Source organism: Acinetobacter lwoffii (assembly GCF_024129735.1).
In the GTDB taxonomy this organism is placed as follows: Bacteria; Pseudomonadota; Gammaproteobacteria; order Pseudomonadales; family Moraxellaceae; genus Acinetobacter; species Acinetobacter lwoffii_H.
Window position 1 is genome coordinate 1 of record NZ_JAMXXK010000056.1, and the last position, 18671, is coordinate 18671.

An 18671-nucleotide genomic window follows, 5' to 3' on the forward strand; every position below is an offset into this window, starting at 1 on the left:
GATGGTAGTGTGGGGTTACCCATGTGAGAGTAAGTCATCGCCAGCTCATTATTCGAAACACCCCCTCCGCTAAGGCAGGGGGTGTTTTTTTATGGGCGAGATAATTGTCTTGACTATTTAGCATTCATATAACGTTAACTTTATACAGTGTTCAATATGAAGGTAGAGCGATAATTAACCTTATCGAGTAAGGGGAGGATTGCTCAACTTTGTTCTTGCAATGCATCAAACTGACGTCGAGCATGTTTAAAGGCAGTTCTAAGGCCTTCTTCCAGCGTAGGATGATAAAAAGGTTTCTTTAGGATCTGGTGAATATCCTGATCGGCATCAATCATCCAAGCTAATAAATGGGCCAGATGTTCTGCTTGTGAACAGAAGAGTTCTGCACCAAGTAATTTACCGGAGTTTTTATCAAAATAAACTTCTACTCCACCTAAGTTCTCTGCCAAAACTAGGGCACGTCCTTGGTTTTCATAAGAGACGAATCCCCGAATAAATTCGACGTGTTGATCTTCTAGCTGTTTAAAACTTTTTCCGACAATCGCCATTCCAGGATGACAAAATACAATCGCCAATGGGGTTAAGGCAGGAATAGGCTTTACATCCGGATAATTTAAACAGTTATAAACCGCCTGTTTACCCGCATGCGCGGCTTCATGTTGAATGGGTGCATCAGGGGTGGCATCACCGACTATAAATATAGGTAGATCTGCGAGTTGTTTGGTTTTTTTATCTATAGGCAGGTCCTTGATATCCTTAAATATGGAATCTAGCTGATTGAGACCCAAACGATCTATATTGCTTTGCCGACCTGTGGCGCCTAAGACATATTCGACTTCAATATTCTTAGTCTGATCATTCTCTGTAAAGTTAATTTTTACTTTATCATCTTGTATTTCAACTTTATCTGGCAAAATTTTAAATTTGATATTCAGTTCTTTGCTTAATTGTTCTTGTGCCAGTTTTTGTAAAACTGGACTGCTTAATGCACCCACTTTTTGGCTACGCGCAAACATCGTGGTTTTTACACCTAGTCGTTGCATGGCTTGAGCTAATTCAATTGCAATGATTCCACTACCGATCATCGCTAAAGACTTAGGTAATTGGGAAAATTCAAATATTTCATTGGAAGTGATGTATTTGTCTTTTAATTTTTGCTTTAAAGTTTCATCAATATTGGGGCGTGAGCCTACAGCGACAATAAAACTTTTGGCCCGATAAGATTGTCCATTGACTTCGATCGTTTGGGGATTAATAAATTTGGCTTTTCCGGAAATTTTATGTGAGCTGTCCCATTGATCGACACCTTTCAAGGTTGCGCGAATAAAACGTTCTCTAAGGACATGCACACGTTGCATAACATCTGAAGGATCAATGACAGCGTTATGCTTTAAAGCAAGTTCTTCAGCAGTTTGAATGTCATGCATGCGATTTGCAGAAGAGATCAGCAGTTTACTAGGCATACAACCTACACGTGCACAGGTCGTATCCCATGGGCCATCATTGATAATTAAAATATTTTGGGTATATTTGATGGCTTCGTTATAAGCACTGATTCCTGCAGTGCCTGCGCCAATAATGATGAGGTCGTACATAGAGTGTTTACCAAGTCTCATAACATAATTATTTATATTTATGGTTTACAATGTTTCTGGTGTAAATTATGTAACTAGATTGCTTATTTTTGCTAATTTGAGTAAATTTTGTGTAAAAGCCAAAAGACTAACTTGATGGCAGCTTAACTATTATATGCAGTGGGAAAAATCATGAGTTTGTTTATAAATTTAAAAAAACTTGGGGTCAATACAACAATCTTGGCAACTTCAATTTCTTTGGTTGCTTGTGGTGGTGGCGGTAGTGATGGATATTATGATAATGGCTCCTCAGGTGGAAATGCGGGTGGAGAGAATTCAACCGGTAATAATGGTAGCCAAACTGAGCTAAAAGAGGTTGCTGCTCTTATTATAGGTTCTTTTGATGAAAAGAATAATGTAAAAACAAATATTACCCGTAAAGGCGATACACTTATTGTAAAATTACAAGCTGTTGATAAAGATGGTGGTGGTATTGCTGGTCGCGAAGTTAAATTATCTATTAAAGACTTTGAAAAATATAACATTACAAGTGATGCATCAGTAAAAACTACAGATGAAACAGGTTATGCCAGTTTTACACTTACTGTTCCTGAGATTACAGCTGAAATTAAAAATCTTAATCTTACAGGGTCAATTGTTGGGACTAGTATTACTCAATCACATTTGATTGGTATTACAGGGGGTACTGAAAATGTGGCTCAAAGTAAACTGGAAGTGGTATTTGAGCCTATTAATGCAATTAATGTAACCGGTGGCGAAACGGAAGTTAAGCTGAGAGCAAGAGATGTGAATGGCGGCGGAGTCGCAAATCAAAAGATCTCATTATCTATTCCTAAAGACAAGCAAAATATTTTTTCCCTTTCTAGCCAATCAGAACTTTCCACAAATAATGATGGTTATGTAACATTTAAATTAAAATTATTGGCAGGTAAGGAAGCTGATCGAGAATTATTAGTAAAAGACGGTTTAACTTTAAATGCTATTTTGGTTGATAGCGAGGGGGCAGTTGCTACTCAAACTTCAAATCTTAGTGTTCGATCTGCTGTCGGTATTGTTGATAAAATCGTTTTTAATACTGATGTGTCTAACAATAAAATCAATGCATCTAACGGTAATGCCCTTGTAGAAGTAGTAGTACTTAACCCTGAAGGTTTACCTGTCGCAAATCAACGTGTAAATCTAGAAATTGTTGATTCAGTAAAAACAGTAGGCTCAGAACAAGTTGCTATTAATGCTTCTTCTTATGGTACCAGTATTTTAAGACCAACCGTATTCACAGATAAAAATGGTGTGGCAAAATTTGATGTGTCAGTTTTAGAAAATAATACTAGTACACAAAGATTATTAGCTGAATATGGTATTTCCTTAAAAGCTACCGTCGTTGATGTGTTGAATAAAAGCACGGTTCAGCAACATAAATTAACAGCTGTTGCGAATATGAATGAAGCTGTTTCACATTTAACTTTCTTAACAAATCAGATGGATATCTCTGAAGGGGAGGGTAAGGTTACCATTAAAGCTGTTGATGAATATGGTGGTGCTGTTGCAAATCAAAGTATACAGTTGAATATTAAAGATTCGGATATACTTGGGGTAATATCAAATTCTTCATCATCGCTTACCACTAATGAGAAAGGTGAAGTCACTTTTGATTTGGTATTTAATAAATTAGGAAATGAAGATGTATTCAAAAAGTTGATTGCAGAAGGTCTTCAACTGACTGTTACACATACGAATACAAAAAATGTGAAAATAACTCAACCTAATACTATTACGTTGACTTCAAAGACTGATGTACAGGATCCGTTATTTGATATCCAGCGTCTAGAATTAATGTCAACTAAAGGTGTTGTTGCTGCTCAAGGTGGTGAATTTGAGATTACAGTGAAAGCCATCAACAATGCTGGGGAACCTGCTTCACAAAAAATTATTGCATTTGCTTTAAGTGAAAATGCCGTAAAAAATGGAGTTACATTTATAGGCTCAAATACTCAGCCAACAGATGCTAAAGGTCAGGCAACTTTTAAAGTTAAAACAAATGCAGCTAATACTGCAGCAATTGAAAATCTTGTACAACAAGGTATTGGAATTGGTGTATCTACTAAACTAGCTGACCAAACCACTGTTACCAACAGTATGTTAATTCAAGTACAAGAAGATTTAGTCGTTAGTCCTAAAGATAGCGTTGCCTATGTTGCCATTGATTCATTACAGCAAGATGCAATTTTAGATGTTATTAAATCTGGTCAAACAACTATTCGTGTGAAAGCCTTGAATGTAGAAGGTGCTACTTTAGCCGGTCAGCCTGTAAAACTATCAATTGCAAATCTCTCTGATTTAATGTTGAATGGTGTAATTCCTCTTTCAATCGTAGGTGGTTCAGAAAAACCTACAGGTCAAGATGGATACGCAGAATTTACTTTGTCATACAATGCTACTAATGATAAACAACTCATTTCTAAACTAACATCAGGTAATGGCGTTAAGTTAAAAGCCGCTGTTGGGGAGAAATTTAATAATACTCAATTGTATTTAAAAAATTCAAATAATGAATCGACCACTGTCCAGCTCCAGCGTATTCAAATTACATCGAATACTGGTACAGTAACTGCATCAGGAAATAAAACAGTTACCTTTACATTACAAGCGTTTAATACAGATGGTACACCTGCCAAAAATCAATCTATCGGTTTAGGATTAAATGAAGTTGCAACACAAAATGGTGTGACTTTTACAGGTACTAACAATGTTAAAACAAATGATAATGGTATCGCGAATTTCACTATAAATGTGAATGCTCAAAACTTAGATGCTATTAAGAATTTGGTAGAAAGTGGTATTACCTTAGCAGCAGTTCATAAACGTACAGATGGCGTATCAATTAATAATACTTATCGCATCATGGTAACGGAGCCAGCAACCCCAATTACTTTAATTGATCAATTACTGATTAATGCAAGTGCACCAACGGTAAGTGGTCTTGGTGGTGAGGTAGTTGTTGCTGTTCGGGCTGTAGATGCAAATGGTACAGGATTAGAGGGTAAGTCTGTTGCATTTGCTTTAACTCAAAATGTCTCTTCTCGTGTAACAGTTGATCAGAACACTGGTATAACAAATGCTCAAGGCTATGCATATTTCAAACTAAATGTAGCACCTGGTTCGATTGAAGAGGATATGGTTAGATCTGGTATTACCTATGCTGTATCTACATTAAATTCAAGCAATGGTACTACTATAAGCCAAGTAAATACAATTCAGGTACTTGTGCCTCAGCAAGCAATAAATGTATTTCTTACTGGTTCCTCTACAGATACTATTACTGAATTAGGTGGTGATATTGATATCGGAATTAGAGTTGTAAGTAATGATATTAAGGTTACTGGCTATCCTGTAAATTTAGAGGTTATAGATGGTGCAATTAATGGTTTAAGTCTGAATGCTACAACTTTTGCAGTAGATGCGAATGGGAATGCTAAAGCTATATTAACAGTTCCATCTACTCTAACACCTGAACAGCGTGCACGATTAATGGATAGTGGTATTACTGTAAGAGCCAATATTAGATTACCGAATGGCGTACTACGATCTAGTAATGATTTAACGATCTCTGTTGCTGAAGAAATCAATAATAATCATTTAGCTATACAACGCTCCAAAACAACATTATTAAATACAGGTGATTCTGCTTTAGTAACAGTTAAACTTTTAGATGATAATAATGGTGGGGTTGCAAATCAGCCTGTTACGCTCAGACTAACAAATAATCCTGATGCAACGATTCGCGGAAGTTCTAGAGTAATAACAAATGAATTTGGTGAAGCTACTTTTGAAGTAACTGTACCAGATGAGGCAAATCTTTCCCAAATATTATTAGAAGCCAGACATATTAATGCTGCTGGTAAGGTAGCAAGAACAATAAGTAGTCTAAATATACGCACTACTGAGACTGCTGAACCTCAATTAGTACTTAAATTTTTAAGCAATAAAAATCGTCTCAATATTAACGGTGACGAGTTTGAACTTTCTGTACTGGTCTCTGATACGGATGGTGCAAGTGTTGCAGAAAAGGCAGTAACTCTAAGCCTACCAAACAATTTAGGCTATATTTCTGGTCCATCAACAGTTGAAAGTGATGAATCTGGTTTTGCAAAATTTAAAATTATTCTAGATAGACGCTTACTTAGCCCATCAGATATCATAACTTTAGATCGAGATGGATTTACTGTTAATGCTACAGTAACAGATAAAAATAAGCTTAAAATTACGGAACCATACGTTTTGATGGTTGTTCGCTCTGATGTAAATATTCAGCCATCACTTGCTATCAATGTAGCATCTAATGGTCTTGTTGAGTCTAATGGTATTTACTACCGATTAAGAGGCTCAGCCCAATTGGTAGATAGTGAGGGTAAACCAATTATTAACCATGAAGTAACTTTGGCTACTCGTCCAACACAATACACGTTAGGTCAATGGCGTTATGAAATTTTACAGCAACCATGGGAACTTCAGAACGGTGTACTTGAACCAAAAGGCGATTACCCATTTGATAGTCTGAAAGGTTGGATTGCACCATATACGTTCTATTACCCTATGAACGGTTCTTTGCCAAGCCAGCTACAAGCATATAATGATGTTACAAACTGTATAATTAATCCTAACACAACCACTTGGGTTGTTAATGGTCAGGCTTTACGTGTAGTGAGATTCTTAGATGGTGAAAATACATTAACAGGTGCCAAGTATCGGACAGATGGTGCAGGACGGTTTGATTTTAATATTGAATATCCAAAAGCGAATGCGTATTGGGTGACTGTAAATATTGAAGCGAATGCTACTGTGCTACAAACACCAACTCGTGGCAATATTACCTTCAGATTACCTGCACTTAGTGAAGATTATTTAGCTAATGGAAATTCCGCACCAAATAGAACTAGTCCTTATGGTATTTTAGGAAGCTGTCAATAAATGTATAAAAAAACAGCGCTTCGGCGCTGTTTTTTTTATGAGGGCTGAAATTTAAAAAATTTAAATCGAAGTTCCCACATTTACACCCACAGTCGGCTTCAAATTCATCGAGCTACAACCGGCAAAAGCCAAACTACAACATACAATAATCAATAACTTATTCATGGATCAATCCTTGAGATTTAGCCTGATTAAACAAGGCTGCTGAACGTGTACCACTCCGGCAAACCATCAAAATCGGTTTAGGCAGCTCATTATAATATCGCGCAAATTCCTCAATGTTGGCTTGAGAAATTTGGCCACTCACTACAGGTTGATAAATCACACTCACTTGAGATTTTTCCGCAATAGAGCGTAATTGACTCACCGTAACATTATTACCAGTTTCCTGATCAGGACGATTCACAATCACAGATTTGAAACCTTGCTGAATCAAATGTTGAAACTTGCTTGGTGTCATTTGCCCTGTGACACTCACCGTAGAAGTCAGCGCACGGCTAAGATCATTTACAGCAAAAACAGGGGTAATACAGCTAAAACAGGCTGCCAATACCACACCTTTCCAAAACAACTTAGTCATCCAGCAGATCCATCTGTTTTGCCAGCTGATATAAATTATTCGAGCGGTTTCCAGTACGACAGAACATCAAGATAGGTTTTGGCAATTCATTATAATGATTGGCAAAAGTGCGTACATCAAGCTCAGTAATCTGACCGGCTACTACTGGCTGGAATACATAATCCAGACCGGCATTGCGTGCAGCTTCCTCGATTTGTGCACTGGTTGGCTGCTCAGAACCCCCTTCCATGTCCGGACGGTTGTTGATAATGGATTTAAAACCTTTCTCAACCACTTGAGTTACGTGCTCAGGACCAATCTGACCTGCAAAACCTACATTTTCGCTCATGACGCCACTCCATCATTTCATTTATATCGATATGCTTTATGATAGCATTAAGCTGAAAACATGCTGAACCTGTTCTGAAATTTTTATAAATGATGATAACCATAAGATAACGCAATGGAGCGCGTATGCAGGCTTATACAGTTGAACCACTGTATGTCAAAAGCGGTCAGGACGTGATTGCTGCAGATTTTTATCGGCCTAAAAATATAGAAAAACCGGCCGTAATCCTGATGGCTCATGGTCTGGCTGCCTTACGTCAATTTAAACTGGTGCAATATGCCCAGCGTTTTGCCAGTGCCGGCTATGCGGTGGTTTTATTTGACTATCGCTATTGGGGCGGCAGCACTGGGCGTCCACGTGAACTGGTGTCGATCAATGCCCAGCTCGATGACTGGCGAACCATGATCAGACATATTCAGGAACGCAAATCGATTGACAGTAAACGGATCGTGCTCTGGGGTACGGCCTTAAGTGGTGGGCATGTATTGACACTTGCAGCAGAGCTGAAAAATATTCAGGCGGCGATGGTACAGGTGCCTTTTGTCGATGGGGCTGAAAGTGCCCAACTATATCCTTTACAGCAACTCCCCAAGGCGCTTAAAGTTTCCAGTCAGGATTATATGGGGGCCAAGGTTGGTATGGCACCAAAAACCTTACCTGTAGTTGATCCGCATGAGCTATGTTTTATGCCGACACAGGACAGTTATGAAGGTTATCTGTCGATTGTCAATCCGGATTATTACTGGAGTGGTCATATTCCTGCACGGGCATTCTTTAAACTGATGCGCTATCGACCGATTCAGGAAGTCAGAAAGATTAACATTCCAGTCCTGTTTATTGCGGCAAAACTGGATAGTCTGATTCCCATTGAATCCAGTCGTGAAGCTGCGACCAATATTGCACCATTTGTGCAATATCATGAGTGGAATATCCGGCATTTTGATATTTATCATGGGGAATGGTTTGAAAAAGCAGTTTCGACCCAATTAGAATTCTTACATCAACATATTGGAGTGCGCTAGATGATTATTGTATGTCCGGAATGTCTGGCCAAAAACCGTGTCCCTGAAGATAAACTCACTGCCAACCCTGCTTGTGGTCAATGTCATCAAGCCCTGATTCCACTGGTACCAATTGAGCTGAATGAGCAGAATTTCAGCCAGTTTGTCACGCATAGTGACTTGCCAATCCTGATTGATCTCTGGGCAGAATGGTGTGGTCCCTGTAAAATGATGGCACCGCATTTTGCGACTGTCGCCCAGCAATATCCAAATGTGGTTTTTGCAAAAATTGATACAGAAGCGAATCCTCGCTTAAGTTCGGCATTTAATGTTCGCAGTATTCCGACGCTGGTGTTGATGAATAAAAGCAACGAAATTGCTAGAATAAGCGGTGCATTACGATCAAGCGAGCTGCAAAAATGGCTTGATCAGCAGTTAAATACCCAACCCTAATTCAAATGCCTGGAGTGAAAGTGTCAGATTTTCAAGTAAGACCAGAGGGGATTCTTTCCCTACAGACGATTGCAATGCCTGCAGATACCAACTGGAGTGGTGATGTCTTTGGTGGCTGGATCGTTTCACAAATGGACTTGGCAGGCGCGATTCACGCAGAACGATTTTCAAAGGGACGTTGTGCCACGATTTCGATTAACCAGATGACCTTCCTGGTTCCGGTAAAAGTCGGTGATGTGATTAGCTGCTATACCAAAATTTTAAAAGTCGGCAATACCTCCATCCAGATGGAAATCGAGGTTTGGGACAGTCATGATGATTCACGCCCACCGATTCGGGTAACTGAAGGTGTATTTACCTTTGTTGCTGTAGATGTCAAAGGCAACAAACGTCTGATTCCAGAAGAAGCCAAACAGAAACTTTTAGAATCGCAATCAGCACAATGATGACCTGAAATAAAAAATCCCAGATTTAATATCTGGGATTTTTTTTGTTTAAAAGAAGAAATTATGATTTCTTGAGCTGGCTCTTGGCAAACCAGGCCCAAAGCATTTCACATTGAATCGGTGCTTCATCGGATTCATCGGTAACGATGACTTGAACCAGTGTCTCACCTTTATCTGAACTTTGCATTAAGGCTTGCTGCTCAGGCGTCAAGGTAGCGATTGCAGTCATGGCACCTTGGGTTGGACGTTTAAAATCGACTTTTAAACTTTTAATCAACATAATTGCTGTATCAGGTACATTCATTGCTGTGACAAAGCCGGTCGCTGTTTCTGCCAGTAAAGCCATCGCGCAGGCATGCACCTGACCAATATGGTTCTGCATAGCTTTATGATTGGCGATTTTGACCACGACTTTTGCTGGACTTAGCTCTACATAGCGAAGCTTGGCAGAGCCGACCATAGGAACGATTCGGCCAAAGGTTCTACTCAATAAAGTACTTCGAATACCTTGTGGTAATCTGGACGTGGCATTCACCAGTTTAGTCAGTCGATTGCGATGCGTCATAATTCCTTCTTCAAGACACAGTACGGTCTTAATCTTTAAAGTTATTGAACTGTAAAGGCAAACCAAATTGCTGTTCTTTCAGGTATGCCATCACTTGCTGCAAGGTATCGCGTTTTTTATCAGTCACACGAATCTTGTCGCCTTGAATAGAAGATTGCGCCTTAATCCCACTTTCTTTAATGGCTTTATTAATTTTTTTTGCGGTATCTGAGTCAAGCCCATCTTTAAGCTTGATCACCTGAATCACATTTTTGCCAGAAGCCGTCATTTTTTGTGGATCAAGCGCCTGAATATCGACTTTGCGTTTAAAGAAATGACTTTCCAGCATGCTATAGACTTGTTCACACTGGAAATCGCTTTCAGTCGAGATTTTGATTTCCTTGTTTTTTTCATTCAGTTCAATAGAAACGTCCTGACCACGGAAATCAAAGCGGGTCGCAATTTCTTTTTGGGTGTTTTGAACCGCATGATTTACTTCAAAAATTTCTAATTCAGAAACAATATCGAAAGAAGGCATAGTTTAGACCTTTACAAAGGGAAAGAATATCTGAGATGCTAGGGATGTTTTCTTCATTTGCCAAGTGTTGTTTACATCAAAGGAGTGCGCAATGATCCGTAAACAAGAAATTACAACATTTGAGTTCCCAGAAAATGCAATTATCTGGGATGTACGCGATTCAAGTGCTTTTGCTGAAGCACACGTGAAAGGGGCGGTAAATCAGCCCATTAACGATCTTTCAGCAGAAAGCCTAACTCAGGTGTCAGCGGATCAACCCATTTACATCTTGTGTGGTGGGGGCAGTAAAGCTCCACGTGCTGCGGAAAAACTAGAGGGTTTTGACAGCTCACGTGAATATGTCATTCTGATGGGTGGTACTCGTGCTGCCCGTGATGCAGGCTTACCGCTTGAACAGGGTGTATAAGCATTCTGTCAAAAAAAAGCGCCGCAAGGCGCTTTTTTAATGGGTGAGATTTAATGCCTCCCAACCTCCCTTTTCTAAAGGGAGGAGCTACATCTATTCTATTTATTCATAAAAGTAGAGAAAAGTCCCCCCTTTTTTAAAGGGGGATTTAGGGGGATTCATTCAAAATAGTAATTAAATTTGTAGCTTAAAATACGGTTTCTTCATTTTCACTTTCTTTTGAAAACGGGTCACACTGAGTTTTTTTACTAAACTGGATGGCACCGGACAGGCTTCGCCGAGAATCTGGGCTGCCAGAATTTCACTACAGAGCGGCGCAAACAGAAAGCCTTTAGAACCGAGACCAGCAAAGCTATAAACTTCCTCATCCGCTTTCATTTTACCCAGTAGGGGAAAATAATCCTGACTTTGCGCGCGTACCGATGCACGACCTTGCCAGGTATCGGTAGAAGCTAATGACTGTGCATATTCTGGGAATACACTGTGGATCAATTCGTAGTTGTGTACATGGTCTTCTGCTAACACCTCGATATCATCTCGACCTGGATAGAAAGAAGCACCCAAGATCAGATGTTCAGCATCCAGCTGCATACAATAGCCACCGTAGCTATAGGCTGTATTTTGGCTTAAAGGTTGAGTTTTATTGTTGAGCCAACTGACCTGTCCACGAATCGGTTTCAGAGCCGGATAATCTGCAAAGAATTGTGTTGTATCTCGCGCAGTACAGACAATCACATGATCAAATTCACCTAGATCCTGTTCATCTGAAAATAGCTGAGGTTTTGTAGTAGCTTCAATATGGCTAATTTTGGCCTGTTGATATCGGATATTTACATTCTGTAGAATTTCATCACGCAATTGAGGCGGTGAAACCACACCAGCTTCTAACAGTTTTAAACTTGGAAATTCGGTTTGAACCTCTTGATCTTCTGTATCTTTTACAGTAAGAATTTTTTCAGGATATTCATCTGCCAATCCTAAAAGCTGTTCAGGATTTTTTAAGGCGAACTGATTCACCTGAATCGGGCGGAAAGCTTTAAATTTTTGATAATGATTTAAGGCATGTTGCCAGGCCAAGGTCATCAGATGTTCAGCACTTTGCTCAACTGGACAGAGTTTGGGATTGAGCAAAGCCAGTGGATTGCCAGAACCTCCGGAGAGGGGCGCTGACTGGTCGTAGATCGTGACTTGATGACCGCGTTGAGCGAATGCCCATGCGCTACTTAAACCACCGATTCCAGCGCCAATCACAGCGATTTGACGAGGTCTGATATTGGTCTTTGTATCTCGCTCAGTTTTTTTTTGAGTTGTTTCCTGCGCTGAAGATGGGTTGCTTTCCTCAGCCGGATTCCAGATCGCTTTCAGCATTTCACGCTTATGCTTAAAACCACGTGGGCGGGAAATTGAAATCCCATGATTTTTTAAACCACGCTTTAAGACACCTGCGACGCTAAAAGAAGCAAAAGTCGTCCCAATCTCGGATAAACGCACGATATTATTTAAAACATTTTCTTCCCACATATCCGGATTACATGAAGGTGCGAAGCCATCCAGAAACCAGGCATTAACTGGTGCAGTTTTTTCAATGACAGGAAAGACATCATGTGCATCTCCCAGCCACAGATCCAGACTGAAACGCTCTTCAGGAAAGCTGAGACGATGACAACCGGCAATTGGCATTGGATATTGAGAGATGAGTTGATGAGCTAAAGGCTTGAGTTCTGGCCAGGCATTTAAGGCTCGAATCAGATCGGTTTTAGAAAGAGGGAATTTTTCAACTGAAATCGCATGCAGATGACTGTGATTGTCCGGACGCACCTGTTGCCAGAGCTGCCACAGGGCCAGAATATTTAAACCAGTACCAAAACCCGTTTCACCGACACAGAAATATTCAAAAGGTTTTAAATCTGCCAGACGCGTACTGAGATCATTGCCATTTAAAAAGACATGCCGGGCTTCCAGCAAGCCATTGTCTTTGGAAAAATACACATCACCAAATTGCTTGGACACAGGCACATCAATGCCATCCACCAATTGCCAATCCAGATCGGCAGTTTGAATTGCGTGCGACAAAACGGGTACAACCTTAAAAATATCGGGAAGGACTATAGCTTACCATTGACGACGGCGTTTGGTATAAACATAGCTCGCGATCAGGAAGCCAAGCAATACACCGACAGCCAATGTTGCTGCACCGTAGAGGAACATCTGCGCACTGCGTTCACTTTGCAGCACCTGTACCTGAACACCCAGGTTGTCATTCTTGAGCTGCAATTCCTGATTTTGCGATAGTGCTTCCAGATTGGCTTTTTCCAGTTGCTGCAAACGGGTGGCCTGATCTTTGACCAAGGCTTTGACCTTGGCCTCTTGCTGGGCTTTCAGCTTGGCGATTTCTTCTGCAGTTAAAGGTTTATTCTCGGCAGGTGGCACTGGCTGGGCAGAAGTCGCTACGGCAGGAATAATGGCAGGTTTCGGCGTAGACTGGGTTTGGGCAGTCGCCGCTGTCCCTTGAGGTTGTGCTGTCTGATTTTCCTGAATCACAGGAGCAGGCGCAACTTCGACTGCCCATACTGGAGAAATCATAAAACATAGGCCAATGATACTGGCAGTAACAACACGCATGAACCTTATCCTTGAGGGAATGCTTTATTGAATGGTTTGACATCGATGTGTTCGTACACACCTTCTTTTAAGAAAGGTTCATCCTGTAGCCATGTATCCAGCGCTTCACGACTGTCAAAGTCGACAATAATGGTACTGCCATAAAAACCGGCCTGTGGATTGGCTGGATCTTTAGGCATGGCACCTGCAACAATCAGGCGGCCTTCAGCATTTAACTGTTCCAGACGTGCAAGATGTTGTGGACGAATCGCGAGGCGTTTTTCAACTGTACCTTCCCGATCGGTACAGCTAACGACGAATAATGGCATGATGACTCTCAATCGTTTGTAGTTGGACTTATTCAGCGGTCTTAAAGTATTTGCGCAATACAATAAACTGAATAATGATAAAGGAAAACATCACGATCATGTCACCGAATGCGGTAAATTCGCCCCAATATTTTCCATCCATCCACAAATAGGCGAAAAAGGTATGCAGAAATGACATCAGTACGAACATGGCAACCCAAGCATAGTTCAGCTTGAACCAGCCTTTTTCACTTAGATTGAATACTGGACCAAATAACCGCTGGATCAGAGGCTTTTTATCCTTGCTAAACCAAGGGGACAGGAAGAATACACCTGCAAAGACCAGATTCAATAACACGGCTTTCAGACGGATATAGAAATCATCACTGAGGATCAGGGTGATGCCACCAAAAATCACCGTCATGAACAAGACAATCCATTGCTGCTTGTCCAGACGGAATTTTTGCATGACAAATAACGCACCATAGACGACCAGCATGGAAATAATCAGACCTGTGGTTGCAACAAGAATATTATTATTGTCGACACCCCCCGCAGAACCGATCAATTGCAGCAATTGATGGTCAGTGTCTTTTGGATCTACAGTTTTATATAAATAAAAGAAAATAATGAGTGGCACAAAGTCTAAAAGTGCTTTCATGTTAGAGTATCTAAATCTGATCAAATAAATGTCATAGTATAGAGATGCACGGCGTAGATTTACATACACATAGTAATATTTCTGATGGAACTTTCAGTCCTCAGCAATTGGTCGAAGCGGCTGTGGAAAAACTTGTCCATACTTTGGCCCTGACGGATCATGACACCATGGACGGTTTGGTATTAGCGGAAGAAGCTGCCAAAAATCATGAGATTAAGATCATTTCCGGGGTGGAAATATCCAGCCAATGGTCACGTCCTGCCACCAAGAAAAACTATGGCGTGCATATCGTCGCGCTAAATATGCAAAATCCTGAGCCTTTACAAAAAGCCCTCAATCAGCAAAAGAAAATCCGGGCTGAACGTTCTAAACAGATTTGTGATCTGCTGGTTCCTTTAATTGGTGAAGATATTTATGCTGATGTACTGGTCAAAGTCGACCATATCCCTGATCGGGTGACACGGACCCATATTGCCAAAACGCTGGTAGAAAAGGGGATTGTGACGCGTCCGCAACAGGCTTTTGATAAATACATCAAGGAAGGCAAGAAAGCTTATGTCAAATTTGATGGCTTGAGTCTTGAAGACACGATTCAGGTGATTCATGAAAGTGGTGGTTTTGCGATACTGGCACATCCGACCAAATATGATTTATCTGCGACCAATATTCGCTACCTGATCGAGATCTTTGCCAAGTTCGGTGGAGATGCCGTCGAGCTGCCACCGGCGATTGAACCAAGTTCCACCCGGCAGATGGTGGATCGAATGATTGCTGAACATGATCTTAAAGTTTCGATTGGCAGTGATTTTCATGGCGATCATATGCCCTGGATTAAACTCGGTAATGTCCCGAGTCTTAAACCGGGGCAGGTCGGGATTTGGGAGAGTTTTGTTTAGTCATTCCTTTACCTCGATCTTTTTCATTTGAGAGAAGATTTTCCCTTCGCTACTAATAACAAAGGGCGAGGAGAGAATTATAAATTAAAGCAAATTATGATCTTGAGCCTGAATCGGTGGTGGCGTCGGTTTACCTAAAGTCCCTAACAGTTCAATTTCAATCGTACGTACCATCGAGTCCAGCGGCAAGTCATTACTCTGAGTACCAAAAGGCTCTTCAATTTCCGAACTTAGAGCATCTAATCCTAAAAAGGTATAAGCCAAAATTCCAACCAGTAAAGGCGTAAACAGACCAAGCGTTGAACCTAAACTAAAAGGTAAAATAAAACAGAAAAAATAGACGGTACGATTGAGCAAGACCGAATAGGCAAAAGGCAAAGGCGTCGTCGCAATCCGGTCACAACCAGTCTGGACAATACTTAGTTCCGCCACATGATTATTCATCTGCATATAGATGATATCGGAGATTTCACCTTCTTTAAGCGCCTGCATTAACTCCCATTGAATCAGGCTTAAGGTATATTGCGGCGCATTGGCCTGCTGATAGAGTTGGGTCACCGCCTGCTGGCTCATGCCGCTGGTTTCAACCAGTTCAGTCGGATTGGCTGTTTGATGGCGTAGGCGATCGCGGAGTACATTGGCAAAGACAATCACATGCTGAATCACACGCTCACGGCGACCTTGAGACAGCATCCGGCAATCACGGTCAAAATGACGTGAATTGGCAATTAGAATTCCCCAAAGTTTGCGCGCTTCCCACCAGCGGTCATAACAGGCGGTATTTTTAAAACCAAGAAAAATAGACAGTACCACTCCAATCAGGGTAAATCCGACCAGGGGTAATTCTGGAAAATGAAAATAGCCAATATGTGACAAGCCACCGATGATGGCTGACATCAGCATCACTACGCCTAAAGGTGGCAAAACTTTAGGTAAAATCGTCCCCCGCCAGGAAAACAGCAGTTTAAAAACAGTCGGCTGGTCACGTACGATCATTTATTGGAATCATCACAATTTTTTTCATGATCTTGTGGAGTTGTGCCTGCTTTGTCAAGTGCTATTCAATACTGCATTTCCGGTTTGATGATTTGATGAGTTGCTGCTCAGCAAAGGAAAAACTGCCCTCTAAAGCGATAATGCAATGGTCAATCAGATAGATATCCACCAGCTGGCAGGCCTGTTGAATCTGGCGGGTCAACACCAGGTCGGCCTTAGAGGGAGAGGGTCGCCCCAGCGGATGATTATGTGCAATGACAATCGAGGTCGCCTGTTGGCTAATCGCATAACGTAGCAATTGATTAATAGAAATATCACATGCATTGATGGAGCCATAAAACAGTTTTTTAAAGGCAATTTTTCTTAGACTGGCATCTAGACACAGTACGGCAAACACTTCCTGAGTTTCACCGAGCAGTTCAAAACGTAAGTAATCTCTCAGCCGCTTGGAATTGGTAAGTTCCAGTGCATCCTGTTTCAGGTGCTCGGCTATGTAACGCCGTCCGAGTTCCTTGACGGCCATCAGTTGAGTATATTTACTGATGCCCATGCCATGAAACTGGCTGACTTCCTGTAAAGGTGCATCGAGCAACGCAGTCAAATGACCAAAATGCTGAATCAGCAACCGCGCCAGATCAACTGCCGAATGTTGCTGGGAACCGGAGCGTAGAAAAATAGCCAGTAGCTCGGCATCGGACAGACTTTCTGCGCCATATTGAATTAAGCGTTCTCGCGGCCGTTCTTGTTCCGGCCAGTTTTTAATAGAAAATTGCATAGTTATTAGACTTATTTATTATGAATTATCAGTTTTCCCGCAAGCTGATCTCTTGGGGATGCGATTATTTAATGCTATTGTGAGCCCCACTGCAACAGCAAGGTAATCTGTTCGTGAGCTTTGATCTAAGTGTAATTCCTCATAAAAATATCATTTTGGCCGTTAGTGGCGGTATTGCTGCCTATAAAAGTGCAATTCTGGTTCGTCGTCTGAAAGATGCCGGATTTGATGTGCGGGTCGTCATGACTCACGGTGCACAGGCTTTTATTACACCTTTAACCTTTCAAGCCTTATCGGGCAATCCTGTACATACCGAATTGCTGGATACTGAAGCAGAAGCCGGCATGGGCCACATCGAGCTGGCACGTTGGGCAGATCTGTTGCTGGTAGCACCGGCCAGCTGTGATACCTTGGCAAAGTTTGCCGCAGGTCTGGCTGATGATCTCTTAAGTACTTTATATCTGGCAACAAAAGCACCCGTCTGGGTAGCACCTGCCATGAACCAGCAAATGTGGGCAGCCAAAGCAACGCAGCGTAATCTTGCGACACTGATCGAAGACGGTGTGCATGTGATCATGCCGGACGCGGGTTCACAGGCTTGTGGGGATGTAGGTTTGGGCCGGATGCCTGAGCCGGAAGATTTAGCGCATCAGGTAACTGAATATTTTCATAAAGCTCAACGTGCGATTGCGGAAAAATTTGGCCTGCTTGCGGGTAAACAAGTCACGATTACCGCAGGCCCGACCCGCGAAGCGATTGATCCGGTGCGTTATATTTCCAATCACAGTACCGGGAAAATGGGCTTTGCACTGGCTGCAGCCTGTTATGCAGCCGGAGCCAATGTGACCCTGATTGCAGGGCCGGTCAGTCTGGAAACCCCAAATGGCGTGAAACGTAAGAATGTTTCTTCTGCTGTACAAATGCTGAATGAAAGCATGCAAATGCTGGAAAATGGTTGCGATATCTTTATTGCGACAGCTGCAGTAGCCGATTATCGTGTGGCAGAAGTAGCCGAGCATAAAATCAAGAAAGCTGGTGATGAACTGAATGTAGCCTTGGTGAAAAATCCGGATATTGTTGCCACTATTGCCCAGCAGGAAAAACGTCCATTTATGGTCGGTTTTGCTGCAGAAACCCGCAATATTGAAGAATATGCTGCTGGAAAGCTGGTCGCGAAAAAGCTGGATATGATTGCCTGCAATGATGTTTCACGTGCGGATATCGGATTTGCTTCAGATGAAAATGCCATGACAGTATTCTTTGCCGAGCATTATCAGTTGGACAAACGTGATCTGGAAAAAGCCTCCAAGCAGGAGATTGCCCAGCAGTTGATCGAAGCCATTCATGATGCCTTGCATCGTGATCCATCCAGTGATGATGATTTTTAAAACGATCTGTATCGAAAAAGCCCTGAATCCATCAGGGTTTTTTTATGGCTGATTTTTTATCATTAATTCAAAAAAACTATATAAACCATAAATATTTAACCTGAGTTCGACGAAATCTGCTTAGCCTTTTAGCATATTTTGGAAAGTTGGCTTATTGGGATTCAAACAATAAGCCACTACAGCAGCC

General features: G+C 41.5%; 18 protein-coding genes. 7 read left to right on the forward strand and 11 right to left on the reverse strand.

Annotated elements, in window-relative coordinates; translation table 11 throughout:
- Positions 1-203 precede the first annotated feature (203 nt).
- On the reverse strand, positions 204-1595 hold the full coding sequence (locus tag NI469_RS13550) for a dihydrolipoyl dehydrogenase (protein WP_253175486.1): 1392 nt from the start codon (positions 1593-1595) through the stop codon (positions 204-206).
- A 171-nt stretch (positions 1596-1766) separates the two neighbouring features.
- Between NI469_RS13550 and NI469_RS13555 the strand changes: the two genes are divergently transcribed.
- The gene (locus tag NI469_RS13555; RefSeq protein ID WP_253175488.1) at positions 1767-6563 is read left to right on the forward strand and encodes a hypothetical protein; all 4797 of its coding nucleotides are present in this window, start codon (positions 1767-1769) and stop codon (positions 6561-6563) included.
- A 157-nt stretch (positions 6564-6720) separates the two neighbouring features.
- On the opposite strand, the gene NI469_RS13560 is transcribed toward NI469_RS13555, so the two are convergent.
- The gene (locus tag NI469_RS13560; protein ID WP_253175490.1) at positions 6721-7143 is read right to left on the reverse strand and encodes a protein tyrosine phosphatase family protein; all 423 of its coding nucleotides are present in this window, start codon (positions 7141-7143) and stop codon (positions 6721-6723) included.
- Positions 7136-7471, reverse strand: a complete 336-nt coding sequence (locus NI469_RS13565; RefSeq protein ID WP_004281596.1) for a protein tyrosine phosphatase family protein — start codon at positions 7469-7471, stop codon at positions 7136-7138. The genes NI469_RS13560 and NI469_RS13565 overlap by 8 nt, the downstream gene beginning before the upstream one ends.
- A gap of 125 nt (positions 7472-7596) precedes the next feature.
- Here NI469_RS13565 and NI469_RS13570 point away from each other — a divergent pair, with 125 nt between their 5' ends.
- The 3 genes from NI469_RS13570 to NI469_RS13580 are packed head-to-tail and all read left to right on the forward strand — an operon-like array spanning position 7597 to position 9371.
- Positions 7597-8493, forward strand: coding sequence for an alpha/beta hydrolase (locus tag NI469_RS13570; RefSeq protein ID WP_253175492.1), 897 nt, complete (start codon positions 7597-7599; stop codon positions 8491-8493).
- Positions 8494-8925, forward strand: a complete 432-nt coding sequence (trxC, locus tag NI469_RS13575) for a thioredoxin TrxC (RefSeq protein WP_005101783.1) — start codon at positions 8494-8496, stop codon at positions 8923-8925.
- A 5-nt stretch (positions 8926-8930) separates the two neighbouring features.
- Positions 8931-9371 carry an acyl-CoA thioesterase gene (locus tag NI469_RS13580; protein ID WP_276534104.1) on the forward strand — a complete coding sequence of 147 codons (441 nt, stop codon included), beginning with the start codon at positions 8931-8933 and terminating at the stop codon, positions 9369-9371.
- Between the two features lie 61 nt (positions 9372-9432).
- Here NI469_RS13580 and NI469_RS13585 read toward each other — a convergent pair whose 3' ends face one another.
- Both NI469_RS13585 and NI469_RS13590 read right to left on the reverse strand, forming a co-directional pair.
- A complete protein-coding gene (locus NI469_RS13585) occupies positions 9433-9936 on the reverse strand; it encodes a DUF4442 domain-containing protein (protein WP_253175495.1) in 504 nt (167 codons plus the stop codon).
- A 28-nt stretch (positions 9937-9964) separates the two neighbouring features.
- Positions 9965-10453: a YajQ family cyclic di-GMP-binding protein gene (locus NI469_RS13590; protein ID WP_253175502.1), complete on the reverse strand. Its 489-nt coding sequence runs from the start codon at positions 10451-10453 to the stop codon at positions 9965-9967.
- 91 nt (positions 10454-10544) lie between these two features.
- On the opposite strand from NI469_RS13590, the gene NI469_RS13595 reads away from it, so the two are divergent.
- Entirely contained in the window at positions 10545-10859 is a 315-nt protein-coding gene (locus NI469_RS13595; protein ID WP_005101788.1) for a rhodanese-like domain-containing protein, read from the forward strand.
- A 174-nt stretch (positions 10860-11033) separates the two neighbouring features.
- Here NI469_RS13595 and mnmC read toward each other — a convergent pair whose 3' ends face one another.
- Genes mnmC through NI469_RS13615 form a run of 4 tightly spaced genes read right to left on the reverse strand, consistent with a single transcriptional unit; the run spans position 11034 to position 14429 of the window.
- On the reverse strand, positions 11034-12932 hold the full coding sequence (gene mnmC, locus NI469_RS13600) for a bifunctional tRNA (5-methylaminomethyl-2-thiouridine)(34)-methyltransferase MnmC2/FAD-dependent 5-carboxymethylaminomethyl-2-thiouridine(34) oxidoreductase MnmC1 (RefSeq protein WP_253175504.1): 1899 nt from the start codon (positions 12930-12932) through the stop codon (positions 11034-11036).
- A 39-nt stretch (positions 12933-12971) separates the two neighbouring features.
- Positions 12972-13481 (reverse strand): SH3 domain-containing protein, encoded by a 510-nt coding sequence (locus NI469_RS13605; protein WP_005101791.1) that lies wholly within the window; start codon positions 13479-13481, stop codon positions 12972-12974.
- Between the two features lie 5 nt (positions 13482-13486).
- Positions 13487-13789 (reverse strand): YciI family protein, encoded by a 303-nt coding sequence (locus NI469_RS13610; RefSeq protein ID WP_004281605.1) that lies wholly within the window; start codon positions 13787-13789, stop codon positions 13487-13489.
- A 28-nt stretch (positions 13790-13817) separates the two neighbouring features.
- A complete protein-coding gene (locus NI469_RS13615; protein ID WP_004733705.1) occupies positions 13818-14429 on the reverse strand; it encodes a septation protein IspZ in 612 nt (203 codons plus the stop codon).
- A gap of 44 nt (positions 14430-14473) precedes the next feature.
- Between NI469_RS13615 and NI469_RS13620 the strand changes: the two genes are divergently transcribed.
- Positions 14474-15325: a PHP domain-containing protein gene (locus NI469_RS13620; RefSeq protein WP_253138215.1), complete on the forward strand. Its 852-nt coding sequence runs from the start codon at positions 14474-14476 to the stop codon at positions 15323-15325.
- A gap of 84 nt (positions 15326-15409) precedes the next feature.
- Here the strand turns inward: NI469_RS13620 and NI469_RS13625 are convergent, their stop codons facing one another.
- Positions 15410-16321: a bestrophin family protein gene (locus NI469_RS13625; RefSeq protein WP_004733710.1), complete on the reverse strand. Its 912-nt coding sequence runs from the start codon at positions 16319-16321 to the stop codon at positions 15410-15412.
- A gap of 61 nt (positions 16322-16382) precedes the next feature.
- Positions 16383-17096 carry a RadC family protein gene (gene radC / locus NI469_RS13630; RefSeq protein ID WP_253175506.1) on the reverse strand — a complete coding sequence of 238 codons (714 nt, stop codon included), beginning with the start codon at positions 17094-17096 and terminating at the stop codon, positions 16383-16385.
- Positions 17097-17209: 113 nt separating this feature from the next.
- On the opposite strand from radC, the gene coaBC reads away from it, so the two are divergent.
- Entirely contained in the window at positions 17210-18484 is a 1275-nt protein-coding gene (gene coaBC, locus NI469_RS13635) for a bifunctional phosphopantothenoylcysteine decarboxylase/phosphopantothenate--cysteine ligase CoaBC (RefSeq protein ID WP_253175508.1), read from the forward strand.
- The last annotated feature ends 187 nt before the right edge of the window (positions 18485-18671 follow it).